This is a genomic window from Rossellomorea sp. ABR4_004 (assembly GCF_056159585.1).
Genome location: NZ_JBSWVM010000001.1, coordinates 44,879 through 58,650, shown reverse-complemented (window position 1 = coordinate 58,650; position 13,772 = coordinate 44,879). Strand labels below are relative to the sequence as shown.

Sequence of the window (13,772 nt, the reverse complement as noted above, 5' to 3'; positions counted from 1 at the left end):
AGGAGCCTTCTTCCATATGTATTATTTATTCTTGATTTCCTCGAGAAGCTTTATAATTCTCTCATTTTGCTCAATCATGGTTTGATTTTGCTTTCTGAATTTGGTGAAATCAAATGAAAAGATTAATAGAAAAATGGCTAGAATGATAACCACTCCATGACCTCCCTTTCCTATCTTCTTTGTTTATAGTAAACAATCTCCGGGTCCCCCGGGTCCAGGTTTTCGATCTTGCCACTTTGGGAATAGCCGTTTCCTTGAAATGTTTTATGCATTTGCTCGTTTGATCGATTTGTGGACGAGAATATTTTATCTGACTGCGAAATTTCTTCAACATATTTCAATAGTATAGAGGCATTGCCCTTCCTTCTTTCCTCTGGTGAAACAATGATGAGAGAGACGAAAGTGTTTCCGAAAAAGTGGTTGTTAAATATAAGAAACCCGGCAGCAGTCTCTCCTTCTCTAACGACTAAACATCTCTTTTCTACTATTGCCTGCTGGATTTGTTCATACCTGCTTTCATTTCCAATCACCTGACAATCTATTTGTATAAGAGATTCCATATCGTCAATTTGTGCATAGTGTACGATTCTCATAAGGCTCCTACTTTCTTTTCTTTAAAAATATGGAATGGAATACGATGATCAGGATTAGTACACCCGTTCCAATGATCAGTATACCGGCATTTCCTATTGAAAAATAACTGTCATTATAGATGTATTTTTCACTTGTTGCAGTCAATTTGCATTTCCACCTTTACATAGAAAGAGTCACCAAGGTATCCTTTGTTGGAACTTAAAGAGTCTTTGACATTAAGACATTGGTCACTTCGAACCCTGTATTCTGGTACAAGGAAAGAGCCACTTTGTTATGACCAAAAACATGCAGCGATATTTTTGATATATCTTTCTCCCTCGCATAGGAGTCAAGGGACTTTAAGGCTTCTTTTCCATATCCCCGCCCTCTTTTGCTTTCATGAATCTTAATATCATAAATGAATGCTTCTATACCATCCTCCTGTACATTAATCCATAATGACCCTACGTCTTCCTGGTTTTCACCATCAATTAAAGTAAATAAATAATGATCCTTTGACTCCAGTCCATCCGGCAGTAATTGATTAAATTCATTTTCGGCTTGCTCTAATGAAGTTTCCTTTTGGAAGTTACCGGCTATCGTCTTTTCCTCTGCGTACTCTTTAATCGATTCTTGAATCCAAAGAGTATATTCATGTTCTTTCATTGCTTGTAATAGAATCATAGAATGAGTGCCTCCTCTTTTTTTTCTATATCCAGCGGTTCCTGATTTCCCTCACTACAGTCTCAGGACGGTCCCAATGCAGTAGATGAGTGGTTTCGGGAATTGACTTTACTTCCCCCCTGGTTTGTTCCTTGAAAATGGCCGCAGTCTTATTACGGTTTTCCTCCATGCTACAGGGAAGGGTTGCTTTTAATAAAAGAATGGAACCGTCCAGCTTGTGATAAATATCCTCAGCTTCATCCTTGTGCATGGCCCTAATGATGTGACCGGCAGTACTACCACGTGCATGCCAATAATATCGATTATCTTTGTAGAGACAAAGATCCTTCGCGGCCTCCATCTTTATGGTGTTCCAGTTTAATGTTTCACTTTTGACGAGGGCGAGGAAGTCTTCCCAAGATTCCCAAACCTGCTCAAAGTCTTTGTTATAAAAATCAACTTCCTCTTCTACGCTTTGGTTTGAATGTCGCTTTCCCTGATAGCCCCCATCAATTAATATGCTATCGCGAACCCCATTAGGGTATTTTGCAGCATAATGAAGAGCGACAAAGCTCCCCCATGAGTGAGATAAGAAGTAAAAAGAATGTATTTCAAGAAGAACAATTACTTCATTTATCCAATCAGCCATCTTATCCATCTCATAGTCTTTTTCATTTTCAAAAGGAGGGGTTTTACCATGGCCCGGTGCATCAATTGAAATGATCCTATAATCCTCTTTTAGTTCCTCAGCCACTTCAATAAAACTGAGACTGGTACTACCAAGTCCATGCAGGCAAAATATCACTGGATCAGAAGAGGCTCCCCATTCTGTAATATGTATGTCTAAATTCCGGTGCTGAATATAATAGCGCTTCAACGGTGTTCATCTCCTATGTATTACGAATATCGTCACGAGCAAAAAAACAGAAGGAAGCAAGTTATTCGCCTCCTCCACCACCTCCACAATCCCCACCGCCAAATCCGGTGTCACAGCTGCCTGCTGAATCATGGCCACCATCATAAGGACCATAATAGCCCCCATCCCCACTTCTGCCGTCCCTTTTTGATGAATGGGAAAGATTTAAAGCAATCATTGTGAAGACGATTGGGATTAATATAATGAATAATATTCCTGTCATGTTCATCACCTCTTGATATAGTATACGGCTATGAATCAAACAAGGTTTCAGATTATTTAGAATTGATTCGGGGTGAACGTTGAATGAACAAATGGGAACAGCGTTTATCCAGCTCAGATAGAAAAAGCTCCTTTTCCCGAGGTGAAATCTTAACACTCCCCCAAAACCCGGTTCGGTAATAGATTTCAAGGGCATCCCTTGAAGACAAGATTCTGTATCCAGAAGAAATATCCCGGGTAGCTCTCACTCTGGTAAGATCACCATAGAAAATTCGGCTCCTGAATGGACCTCCTTTAATATATAGGTAATCTTCGCACAACTCATATTGCTGAAAGAATCCTGTCCATATAATGATTCCTGTTGAAAAAGCATATAAGCTTACAACGACTATGATATTCATTATGGATGGGCGACCTATAAAAATAAGTGGAAACAAATATGCAGTAGTGATAAGAAACAATGATATGAAAATCACAGAAATAAAAAATCGATCAATTTTAGAACGAAATTTCATTATATGTACATCCCCTTATGACTGTTTTTTTGACTTTCAGCGTTATGACCTGCTTGTTTGAAATATCCAAATATTACACGAATATGCCAGAATACATTCTAAATGCCATGGGAGTCAGGATTGATTGTACTATTCTTTTAGTTTACCATTATCATCCAATACTTTCACGTCAAAGTAATGGGTTTTATCAAAAAGCAACATCCCTCCTCCTAGGAATTCTTAACTGGATGCTGATTGTCATCTGGGTGAATCTTATTTTTGCTATTATTTAAGATGCATTGACTTTCATCAAAAAAAGACCCATGTCGGGTCTTTTTGATGATTACTAAATTATTCAGTTTATTATTGCAGCCAATAAAAAAGTATATATGAAACCTCCTACCCATTAATTCGGCTCCACATGTACATGCACATCGTACACTTCATGCTTCTTCATCAATTCTTTCTCTACGACGCTTGAAATATCATGTGCTTGTTTAATATCAAGTGTTGACCTTACTAAAATAACTACATCCACGACAGTGTTGTTCCCATAGTTTCTTCCGCGTATATCCTTTACCCCTTTTACACCAGGGATGGTTTGAATGGTCTCTTCATATGTTTGAATCAACTGTTCATCAAATCCGTCTGTTAAATAGTGTGAAGCTTCCCGAAAAATATTCCATGCGGTTTTACAAATTAAGAGTCCTACAAAAACAGCCGTCAGAGGGTCTAACCAAGGAAGATAGAATTGTGCTCCAACAATTCCGACTACTGTTCCGATACTCACCCATGCGTCTGAAAGATTATCCTTGGCAGCAGCCATAAGGGATTGACTGTTTATTTTTTCAGCCAGCCTCTTGTTATAGCGATATACCAGATACATGACGATAGCTGCACCCACTCCTGTCCATGCTGAAAGAAGATCTGGTGATTGGGTTTTTCCGTCAAATACAGACTGTATGGCATTATACAGTACTTGAAGCCCTACTATCATCATGATGAATGAGGCAATTAGAGAGGCAACGCTTTCTGCTTTCCAGTGACCATAGGGATGATCCTGGTCTGCAGGCTTTCTGGAATATTTCAGTCCAATAAGTACAGCAACAGAAGCCACAATGTCTGTCGCGTTGTTCAAGCCGTCTGCCTGCAATGCTTCTGAATTGGCCGTGTTGCCAATGATAAACTTTATTATTGATAATACGATGTATGCAAGGATACTGATGATAGCTCCGCGTTCACCTAATTTTAACTGTTTATATTTTTCTTGATCCACTGGTTAAATCCTCCACACTTTAATTGTGTTTATCATATCAATCCGCATTCATGTGGGTCTATAGCAACCTTCTTTAGTTCAGCTATCTTATTATGAAGAGGTTAAAAATGTTTTGTTGAGTAAACTTTTATGTAGGCATAAAAAAATAGGACAGCGAGTGCTGTCCTATTGATCTTGGAATTGTTGCTGCTTATGAATTTTTCGTTATTAATCTACAATATCCGCTGAAAAACTAGGCTTGGTCAAACCTGCTTCTTCATAAACGGCGGCCATTTTTTCTTCAAACGCAGAGAATTGTTCATCTGATTCTGTGTATTCGGCGTTCGCCTCATCTGAAAGATTGGCAGCTCTAGTTTCGTACGATTTTGCAAGGTCATCTAACGCTCCTTGGATTTCCTCTTTTTTAGAATCAAGTGAGGCAGGAACTTCAAGAGCATGAACATCTTCTGCCACGGTTTTAGCGGCAGCTTCTGCATCAGTTTTCAGTTTTGCGATCTCTTCATCAGATGGTTTGTCTTCTTCTTTCGCCTTGGCTGTTTCAAATGCATAAATAGCAGAATCATTTGCATTTACGGTGTTGATGATCTTCATCTGATAGTCTAATAGGGCACTCTTCATTTCCATTTCATCTGATTCTGACGTTTCCTCTGTTGCCACATTGTCCGTTTCTTTGTCTTTTTCATTTGTGCTTCCTTCATCGCTATTGCACGCGGCAATAAATAAACTCATAGATAGTAAAAGAAATGGTACAACTATTTTTTTCATCATCATTTTCTCCCCCAACGGTTTTTGTTTTTTCACTTACATATATTACCTTATTAAACTATAAATGTAAACAAATGGATATTTACTTGTATTATTTGTAAAAAGCAAAATGCAAATTTACCATTTCATCTCACTTTTACAAAACTCTAACTCTTCCTCTAATAAGTATTAAAAATCGTATGATACGTTGAATTCGATAAAAGCTCAGGGAGGGAATTTAATGTCTTCTCACAAATGGACGCTAATGGCTTTACTTGTTACTCTCTACTTCATCGGCTCGTCTTTTTCTTCAGCCAACAAAGAACGATATATTCCTGTACAGCTTTTAGGAGTCAATGATTTTCATGGTCAGCTTGAGACTTACCGGACAGTCGATGGGAAAATGACTGGTGGTGCTGAGTATTTATCCGCTTATATAAAGAAAGAGAAAGAAGAAAATGATCAAACTTTACTCGTTCACGCAGGTGATATGGTTGGAGGTAGCTCACCCGTATCTGCCCTTAAACAAGATGAACCAACGATGGAATTTATGAACATAGTCGGGTTTGATGTCGGGACAGTCGGCAATCATGAATTTGACGAAGGTGTAAAGGAAATGATGCGTTTACTCAATGGTGGGAAACATGAGAAAACAGGAACATTCAGTGGGGCAATATTTCCGTATACATTTGCCAATGTGGTGGATAAAAAAACGAGTAAGCCGATACTACCTCCTTATGTAATTAAGAAAATGAACGGTATTCCCATTGCGTTCATAGGAATCGTTACCACTGAAACAAAGGATATTGTTTTACCACAGGGAATTGAAGGAGTTGAATTCAAGGACGAGGTGACATCCATTAATGAAACGGTTAAAGACCTAAAGGGAAGAGGCATTCGTTCGATTGTCGTTTTAGCCCATGTATCTGCTTCCTCAAGGAAAGACGGGTCGATGCCTTCTAAAGAATTAGTCGATTTTGCCCCCCTTATTGATGATGAGGTGGATGTCCTTTTCGGGGGTCATAATCATCAACACGCCAATACCATAGTGGATGGAAAGCTCATAGTCGAGTCTTACTCATACGGAACAGCTTTTTCAGACGTTGATTTAAAGATAGATCCCAGGACAAAAGATATTGTTGAAAAGAAAGCGGACATTGTCCACACATTTCACGAAGGTATAGTGCCAGACAAAGAAACCCTTGAAATGGTTCAAGCACATGAAAGAGATCAAAGTGTACGTTTAAATGAAGTGGTCGGTCATGCTGACCAATCGATGACGAAGCATAAAAATGGTAGTGGCGAAAGAATATTGGGAATTGTCATTGCCGATTCAATCCGAGAAATGATGGGGAACGATTTTGCTTTTATGAATCCTGGAGGAATCCGTGCAAATATCGATAAAGGCGATGTTACTTGGGGTGAACTCTACACAATGCTTCCATTTGGCACCCATTTAGTGAAAATGTCCGTAACCGGTGCACAAATCAAGGATATTCTTGAACAGCAGTGGAGTGGAAATTTCCAAACCATTCTGCAGCCTTCTGGACTACATTATTCCTGGAAAAAGGATGCCCCTCGCGGTGAAAAGATTGTATCTTTAACTCAACGCGATGGTACGCCGATCTCACCTGAAGAAACCTATTCCATAGCAGTAACCAATTATCTTGCTACGGGAGGGGACGGATTTACCTTATTTAAGGAAGGAACAAATGTTATTAATGGTCCACTTACTTTGAATACATTCATAGCTTATTTGACAAAGAATGATGGGAACTTGTTACAACACCATGCGGGGAATCGCATTAGTCTAGAATAAAATAAAACGCAATGGTTCTTGGAAATGACCATTGCGTTTTATTTAGCTATTTACTTAAATATATTACGTTCTATAATTGTTGAATTAAGCCTGATTTCATCTGCAGAAATCATAAATTAATTAAAACCTCTCCGGTTACCACTCTATCCCATTTCCCACTAGCTTTTTTTCATGTATGAAAACCAAGGTTTTGGTTACGATGATTAATGAAAAAGATTCCCTTTGGAGGTGTGAATGGTGGTAAAAAAAGAATGTTCATGTGACCGCTGTACATGTAAAACTAAAAAAGAATGTGACTGCGCCTGCTGTTGTGAAAAATAATACATCCCCCTTGACTCTTCAGGAGTTGAGGGGATTCTTTTTTTATACCCTCACTTTGACGCCGACAATGTCGTCAAAGTATCGAACGGATTTCATCTCTTCATCAATCCATTCTGTTTGGTTCCAGGTATGTTCCATGAAAACCTCTGCGATCATTCGTTTTCTGTCCCCCCCCATTGTATAAGCGTCCTTTAAGGCAACGACACTTTCAAAAATTTTGGCCATTAACTCTCCCATTCTTTTTGCATGGTACGTTTGGGTATCCATATCAGCCGACACCATTTTTTTAGAAATCTGTTCTAACGTCGAGATTCCTTCTTTAACAGGTTTGCTGATTGAAGACAATTCTAAAGGGATATTCGATATCTCTTTCTTCATATTATTAATAAAATATTCGTGCGCCCGGTGCTTATTCATAAGCCTTAGTACTTCAAGGCCTAAAATATTCGCTGTTCCCTCCCACACAGTCAACACTTGGGCATCTCTTAGCAATCGTGGAAGGACAAAATCCTCGATATAACCATTTCCCCCGTGCATTTCAATTGCTTCATGCGAGAAATGAATCGCTTGTTCAGCTGATTCCTTTTTCAAAATCGCAATAAGTAATCTGTTGAGGACTGACTCTTCTTCTGTCGTCGGGATATCATCTGATACGACGCGATCAAATAAATGAACGAGATAAAATACTGCACTCGTTTCTACTTCCTGCTTGGCTGCAAGACGAGACAATGTTTCTTTGATCATCGGATATTGGGTCAATGGCTGACCGAATGCTTCACGGTAGAATGCATAATTTCTTGCTTCTAGATAGGCTCTTCTCATGATTCCAATCGAGGCAACGGCATTGCAGACGCGGGAAAGATTCAATGCCTCCATCATATAATATATGCCGCGATCCGGTTCTCCTACAAGATAGGCTTCAGCTCCATTGAATTCCACTTCTGCTGATGGAACCGCTCGGACACCGAGTTTATCTTTCAATCTTCTAATGTGAATGCCATTCAGTGAACCATCATCATTCCTCCAAGGAACCGCAAACAGACTGAGTCCTTTCGTTCCATCGCCAGAACCATCGATACGGGCAAGCACCATGGTCACTCCGCACATTCCTGAGTTGGATGCAAAATATTTTTCACCAAAAAGATGATAAGTATCACCGCTTTTGATGGCTTTTGTATCATTGGCGCCAACATCGGACCCTCCTTGTCGTTCCGTTAAGAATGTAGCCCCCTCGTATAATTCCACTTCTCCTGTTGAGAGGACATGTGGGAGGAATCTCTTTTTCACCTGTTCGGATGCGTATTTTTCAAGTAGCAGGGCTGTAGCCATGGAAAGGGTGACAGGACAATAGAAACCAGGCTCAGTTTGTGATAACAGATAGCCTTGAGCATAAGAATATACATAGTTTCCTTTATGGCCGAGTGCAGGAATGTCCTTATGGATATAACCTACTATTCCCTTGTTATAGGTTTGTTGCACCGTTTTCTTATACCCTTCGTTCACCCAGATTTCAGATATTTCTTCTCCTAATCTGTTGTATTTGATCAGTCTTGGCTGCCCTTCACGGTCGGTGTGTACGGCTCGGTCATCGATTTCCCCCGCGCACAATTCACCGAATGCGTCCAACTCTGGATCAGCCCATTCGAGGAAATCTTTGTCCAGATAATGCTTCATGAGTTCCTTGAAATGTGGATCCTCCCGATAGAAGTTATCAATTTTTTTCATGATTTCATCTCCTGTATTTCGTAGCGCCATGTTTTTTTCAAATCTTTACCCTTGGCCATTCGTGACAATAAACGTGAATTGTTCATTCTCATGTCGCTCCTGTCTCATATAATTTTCTGGTAAATTCATCCCTTAGTTCTTCCATTTCACTTCTCATGGCTTCTAGCTCTTCAATAAAGGTTGTCACCTCCTCAATTCGTTTGGTTCCATATTCAATCGTGCGTTCTAATTGCTTCCTTCCGGATCGGTCCTGATCAAATAATTGGATCATTTCTTTGATTTCATCCAAGGAGAAGCCGAATCGTTTTCCCCTGAATATCAATTTCATTTTCGTGATATCACTCTTCGAATAGATTCTCCTTCCTGACTCGCTCCTTTCCGGTTGCAACAAATTTAGCTCTTCATAGTACCTTATCGTGCGGGTTGTTACGTTAAATTCCTTAGCCATCTGAGTTATCGTATATGTCATTCTCATCATCTCTTTGTTAGAAAATTTTGATACTTACAGTTTACCATTGACGTTAACGTAAAGTTCAACTTGAATTGTAAAAGTTTTTGGTTCTTTAGAAGGAGTACCTGAATACATAATCTAAATACTGTTTTCCATATACTAGTATTAAATATTGCCGAGGTGGTGGATGAATCATGCAGAAGGTATTGTTATTTGCGGATATAGGAATCGACGATACCATTGCCTTGATCTATTCTTATCTGAGTGAAGAGATTGAACTGGTCGGGGTTGTTGCTGATTATGGAAATGTCCCAAGATCCCGTGCTGTGGCAAGTGTTCACTACCTTATGAAACAGTTAAACCTTATAGATCAGATTCCGATTATTGGCGGAGCAGAGGTTCCGATGACAGCAGAACAGCCTAAGTTCTATCCTGAAATACATGGAGAATATGGACTTGGACCAATTAAGCCTGGTCTTTATGAAGGAATTATTGAAAATTTCTTTGAGATTATAAGATTGATAGAGAAATATGGGGATGAACTGATCATTGTAAACGTAGGAAGGTTGACATCCCTTGCGAATATGTTCATCTTATACCAGACTCTTATGAACAAAGTAAAAAAGATCTATCTTATGGGCGGAGCGTTCTGGGTACCCGGAAATGTAACGGCGGTATCTGAAGCAAACTTTCATTCCGATCCGATTGCAGTTAAGATTGTTTTGACATATGCGAATAATCTTACCATCATTCCTTTAAACGTAACTGATCATGCCATTGTAACCCCTGAAATGGTTGATTACATTGAGTATAAAGGTCGATCGAAGCTTGTTAAGCCCCTGTTGGACTATTACTATGGTTTTTATAAGAAGAGAAATCCATTGATTAAAGGAAGCCCGGTACATGATGCTATCACCCTCATGTCAGCAGTCAATGATGACATGTTCACGTTTCGAAACCTACCCGTTCATGTAGTGACTTCCAGCACTGGTATCCACCGTGGACAAAGCATTGCTGATATCAGACCGTATATTCAGTTTGAAGAAACAGCCAAAAAGCATCGGATTGCCTTTTCGTTCGAGTATGAGATTTTTTTCGCGCGATTTATGAATGTGATGACCGGGGAATCATTTGAGAGGAAAAAGGAATGACCTCTTTATGAGGAGGTCATTCCTTCTCATTATATCAGGTGCTTATTTCAGGCAGTGCACATGAATCAGGGAGTTAATGCAAGTTCCTGCACTTTCTACTACCTGTCGTGATTCACTAATTTCTTAATATCGTCCTTCAGCTCCTGGATGGTCGCATTCATTTGTTTTTGTTGTTTTCCCATTGCGAAAATCTCCATGCTACATGCGATGAACAAGATGAACAAAAGGAATAAAATAATATTAATTAGTTCCATCATTGGTATACCCCCTTGAAGAGACGTTCTTCGCTAGGATACCATAATCAACCAAAGAACGTCTGCGTAGATGGTGTATTTTACTCCAATAATGATTTTGAATAAACGATCGGAGCGTCTATGCAATTCTTGGAATCATCGACTAATTCAATTAAAGCAATACCAGTTAACTTCGCTTCAATTAAGTCGCCTCTTTCTAAACAATGCTTAAAGCCCTGAGATAATTTTTCCGGTGAAAGCTTATTGGCTAAAGTACAGTGTGGAATCCATTTGTCAGGAAGATAGAGTGGATTAGCTGATTCATTGAATTCGTGAAAAAAATCATGATGATCCGAATGAAAGTTTAGCAGTTCTCTTGTGATGGTCGGGGAGAAAAATAGAGTACCAAAGTTTAGAAATGAACCTACGGTGTTAAAGGTGATATCGATCGGTTTTTTATGTTCATAGTACTCCTCTAATGCTAGTATGTATTTTTGCTTATCTAATTCTTCATAACTTCCTATCGTAATATGGGGACGCGCATCATTGATTTCTTCCTCATAGTAAGAAATATTTTTAACGGTAAGTTCCTTCCATATATCTTGTATCAACTCTTCAGTCTTTTCATCGAATAGAGCGATTACCCAGTACATAGCTTAACCACCTTTCCTATTATACGGATTGTTCATAAGCCCTTCTTCCTTATACTGTAACATAGACTCTCTTTCAGTGGGTTCATAAACTATTAATTGTAACCGCTTTAATACTTGTTGAATCAGGACTTTGTGCAAAAATCTAAAACCTTTTACCCTAAAATGATAAAAATCTTTGACATCGATAAGAAAATGATGTAAATTACCTTATGGACGAACATTTATAAAACAACCAAACTTTAATATTCGTGTTTAGGGGTGTAATAATGGAAAATGTATTTGATTACGAAGATATTCAATTAATTCCTGCAAAATGTGTGGTGAATAGCCGCTCTGAATGTGATACAAGTGTGACACTTGGTGGACATACGTTCAAATTGCCGGTTGTTCCTGCCAATATGCAAACCATTATTGATGAAAAAATCGCTGTATACTTAGCTGAAAATAATTATTTCTATATCATGCATCGCTTCGAGCCTGAAAAACGAATTTCATTTATTAAAGATATGAAGGCTCGTGGTTTGATTTCTTCTATTTCTGTAGGTGTTAAGGATGAAGAGTATGCATTTGTAGAGCAGTTAGCAGAAGAGAAGCTGATACCCGAATTTATTACAATCGATATTGCCCATGGTCATTCTAATGCGGTAATCAGCATGATACAACATATTAAAAAACACGTGCCCGAGAGCTTTGTGATTGCCGGGAACGTTGGTACTCCAGAAGCTGTAAGAGAATTGGAACATGCCGGTGCCGATGCTACAAAAGTGGGAATCGGACCAGGGAAAGTATGTATTACGAAAATCAAAACTGGTTTTGGAACAGGTGGCTGGCAACTGGCTGCACTACGCTGGTGTGCAAAAGCCGCTACTAAACCAATCATCGCTGATGGTGGTATCCGTACCCACGGTGATATAGCAAAATCCATTCGTTTCGGTGCGTCCATGGTGATGATCGGTTCCCTATTCGCTGGCCATGAAGAGTCCCCGGGAGATACAATCGAAAAAGACGGCAAGCTCTTTAAAGAATACTTTGGATCAGCTTCAGAGTTCCAAAAAGGCGAAAAGAAAAATGTTGAAGGTAAAAAGATGTTTGTTGAACATAAAGGATCATTGGAGCATACGTTGATCGAAATGGAACAAGACCTTCAATCTTCAATCTCCTATGCTGGTGGAACAAAGCTTGAAGCAATCCGAACAGTGGATTATGTTGTAGTAAAGAATTCAATCTTTAATGGGGATAAAGTATATTAATAGTGAAACGTTGAAAAGGTGAGCAATTGATGCTCACCTTTTATTATTGAAATATTCATTTTATTATGGATTAATATGAGAAACATCTTTTCCTTCAGAAACCATTTTAATATGAGGAATACGAAGGCTTAACTCATCAAGCAATTGTTGGGGCTCTTTAAGATTGCCTTTTACAATATTGTATTGTGGATACCCCATTTTCACATTGATTTTAGACATTCGTTTTAGCTTATCCGGCATTTTCTCCTGGTATTTCTCTTCATTGGACAGAATGAGCCCGATAAAAGCATTCCGGTAAATCTCATAAGGAATATAGCTTTCTATATCTTCCCATCTGATGTTAACAGGATGTTCCGGTAACACATATAAAACAAGAAATTCCTGTGTCAGGCTAACATGAGGCACATTATTGGTGAGCTTCTTAAAAATCTGAATCAAGCAAAAAAGAAAAAACAAGCCTCCTAACGCACCAACGGTCCCCATAAAGTAGTTAACATCAACAAAGAAGAATTCAAACGATAAATACAAACACACAAGGACAAATAATATACAACCAATCGCTAACATACCTAACCTTTTCTTCGATTCATAAAAATGAACACCCTTCTCTTCCATCGTTATTCCCCTTCCATAAATATACATTTCCAATTTCCTATACCCGCAATCACAAAAGTTAAACTCTGAGTAAACTTAGAGGGACAACTTAGAGGGACGGACCTCAAAAAGGTATAAAATCACGCACCTACTCCCTTCCTCTTCTTTTATAGGTCCGTCCCTCTTAACTCACTTAACTTGTTATAGACACTGTGGGAAATTAAGCTATAATTAGTTTTAATATTATCTTGGGAGGTGAAGTGACTGTGATGAGATTGTTGTTATTGATGGTATTGAGCATTGTGTTAGGGACAGTTCCTGTTCAACAACAGAATCAAAGCCCGGTATTTTTGAGTTTTGATGATGTGGCTTCTATTTCTGACCATGTGTTTTTAACCGATGCAAACATCATTATCGACGTGGTCCCTTCGCTGGTTCAGAAACAAGTTAGTATGACTTCTAATAAAACCTCCATTCTTCCAACATTGCACTTCAAAATAATCCCTCTAGCTGGAGGTCTATTTAGCAATGAGATTTTTCCAAACTCATTGGGTTTTCTTGAAGTAATCATGTCCCATTCAAATTACCTCTGATTTCTTTCATTCTAAAAATACATGTGATCGTAACCCCTTTTTTCTCTTTGCAGTTAAGAGTTTTTTTGCAGTGCCTATTTTTAATGAACATTGG

At 38.8% G+C, this 13,772-nt stretch carries 18 protein-coding genes; 4 read left to right on the top strand and 14 right to left on the bottom strand.

What is annotated here, in order from left to right; translation table 11 throughout:
- Positions 1-21: 21 nt before the first annotated feature.
- From ACXAF2_RS00360 to ACXAF2_RS00320, 9 genes are all read right to left on the bottom strand, one after another.
- Positions 22-153: a hypothetical protein gene (locus ACXAF2_RS00360; protein WP_262371695.1), complete on the bottom strand. Its 132-nt coding sequence runs from the start codon at positions 151-153 to the stop codon at positions 22-24.
- Between the two features lie 17 nt (positions 154-170).
- Entirely contained in the window at positions 171-593 is a 423-nt protein-coding gene (locus tag ACXAF2_RS00355) for a GNAT family N-acetyltransferase (RefSeq protein WP_475136866.1), read from the bottom strand.
- Between the two features lie 7 nt (positions 594-600).
- The gene (locus tag ACXAF2_RS00350; protein ID WP_475136865.1) at positions 601-738 is read right to left on the bottom strand and encodes a hypothetical protein; all 138 of its coding nucleotides are present in this window, start codon (positions 736-738) and stop codon (positions 601-603) included.
- 54 nt (positions 739-792) lie between these two features.
- Entirely contained in the window at positions 793-1,257 is a 465-nt protein-coding gene (locus tag ACXAF2_RS00345) for a GNAT family N-acetyltransferase (protein ID WP_475136864.1), read from the bottom strand.
- A 25-nt stretch (positions 1,258-1,282) separates the two neighbouring features.
- The gene (locus ACXAF2_RS00340; protein WP_475136863.1) at positions 1,283-2,113 is read right to left on the bottom strand and encodes an alpha/beta fold hydrolase; all 831 of its coding nucleotides are present in this window, start codon (positions 2,111-2,113) and stop codon (positions 1,283-1,285) included.
- Between the two features lie 61 nt (positions 2,114-2,174).
- Complete coding sequence (locus tag ACXAF2_RS00335; protein WP_475136862.1) at positions 2,175-2,375, bottom strand: hypothetical protein; 201 nt, start codon at positions 2,373-2,375, stop codon at positions 2,175-2,177.
- A gap of 52 nt (positions 2,376-2,427) precedes the next feature.
- Positions 2,428-2,775 carry a PH domain-containing protein gene (locus tag ACXAF2_RS00330; protein ID WP_475136861.1) on the bottom strand — a complete coding sequence of 116 codons (348 nt, stop codon included), beginning with the start codon at positions 2,773-2,775 and terminating at the stop codon, positions 2,428-2,430.
- Between the two features lie 499 nt (positions 2,776-3,274).
- Positions 3,275-4,144 carry a cation diffusion facilitator family transporter gene (locus ACXAF2_RS00325; RefSeq protein ID WP_475136860.1) on the bottom strand — a complete coding sequence of 290 codons (870 nt, stop codon included), beginning with the start codon at positions 4,142-4,144 and terminating at the stop codon, positions 3,275-3,277.
- A gap of 207 nt (positions 4,145-4,351) precedes the next feature.
- Positions 4,352-4,912: a hypothetical protein gene (locus tag ACXAF2_RS00320; RefSeq protein WP_475136859.1), complete on the bottom strand. Its 561-nt coding sequence runs from the start codon at positions 4,910-4,912 to the stop codon at positions 4,352-4,354.
- 217 nt (positions 4,913-5,129) lie between these two features.
- Here ACXAF2_RS00320 and ACXAF2_RS00315 point away from each other — a divergent pair, with 217 nt between their 5' ends.
- The gene (locus ACXAF2_RS00315; RefSeq protein ID WP_475136858.1) at positions 5,130-6,707 is read left to right on the top strand and encodes a bifunctional metallophosphatase/5'-nucleotidase; all 1,578 of its coding nucleotides are present in this window, start codon (positions 5,130-5,132) and stop codon (positions 6,705-6,707) included.
- A gap of 363 nt (positions 6,708-7,070) precedes the next feature.
- Here ACXAF2_RS00315 and ACXAF2_RS00310 read toward each other — a convergent pair whose 3' ends face one another.
- Both ACXAF2_RS00310 and ACXAF2_RS00305 read right to left on the bottom strand, forming a co-directional pair.
- Complete coding sequence (locus tag ACXAF2_RS00310; protein ID WP_475136857.1) at positions 7,071-8,753, bottom strand: acyl-CoA dehydrogenase family protein; 1,683 nt, start codon at positions 8,751-8,753, stop codon at positions 7,071-7,073.
- Between the two features lie 88 nt (positions 8,754-8,841).
- Entirely contained in the window at positions 8,842-9,222 is a 381-nt protein-coding gene (locus ACXAF2_RS00305) for a MerR family transcriptional regulator (protein ID WP_475136856.1), read from the bottom strand.
- A 173-nt stretch (positions 9,223-9,395) separates the two neighbouring features.
- On the opposite strand from ACXAF2_RS00305, the gene ACXAF2_RS00300 reads away from it, so the two are divergent.
- Positions 9,396-10,355, top strand: a complete 960-nt coding sequence (locus tag ACXAF2_RS00300) for a nucleoside hydrolase (RefSeq protein ID WP_475139054.1) — start codon at positions 9,396-9,398, stop codon at positions 10,353-10,355.
- A gap of 98 nt (positions 10,356-10,453) precedes the next feature.
- Here the strand turns inward: ACXAF2_RS00300 and ACXAF2_RS00295 are convergent, their stop codons facing one another.
- Both ACXAF2_RS00295 and ACXAF2_RS00290 read right to left on the bottom strand, forming a co-directional pair.
- The gene (locus tag ACXAF2_RS00295; protein ID WP_475136855.1) at positions 10,454-10,612 is read right to left on the bottom strand and encodes a hypothetical protein; all 159 of its coding nucleotides are present in this window, start codon (positions 10,610-10,612) and stop codon (positions 10,454-10,456) included.
- A gap of 77 nt (positions 10,613-10,689) precedes the next feature.
- Positions 10,690-11,241, bottom strand: a complete 552-nt coding sequence (locus tag ACXAF2_RS00290) for a 2'-5' RNA ligase family protein (RefSeq protein ID WP_475136854.1) — start codon at positions 11,239-11,241, stop codon at positions 10,690-10,692.
- A 266-nt stretch (positions 11,242-11,507) separates the two neighbouring features.
- Between ACXAF2_RS00290 and guaC the strand changes: the two genes are divergently transcribed.
- Positions 11,508-12,491: a GMP reductase gene (gene guaC, locus ACXAF2_RS00285; RefSeq protein WP_475136853.1), complete on the top strand. Its 984-nt coding sequence runs from the start codon at positions 11,508-11,510 to the stop codon at positions 12,489-12,491.
- Between the two features lie 63 nt (positions 12,492-12,554).
- On the opposite strand, the gene ACXAF2_RS00280 is transcribed toward guaC, so the two are convergent.
- Entirely contained in the window at positions 12,555-13,106 is a 552-nt protein-coding gene (locus ACXAF2_RS00280) for an STM3941 family protein (RefSeq protein WP_475136852.1), read from the bottom strand.
- 239 nt (positions 13,107-13,345) lie between these two features.
- Between ACXAF2_RS00280 and ACXAF2_RS00275 the strand changes: the two genes are divergently transcribed.
- Positions 13,346-13,678 (top strand): hypothetical protein, encoded by a 333-nt coding sequence (locus ACXAF2_RS00275; RefSeq protein ID WP_475136851.1) that lies wholly within the window; start codon positions 13,346-13,348, stop codon positions 13,676-13,678.
- Positions 13,679-13,772: the final 94 nt, after the last annotated feature.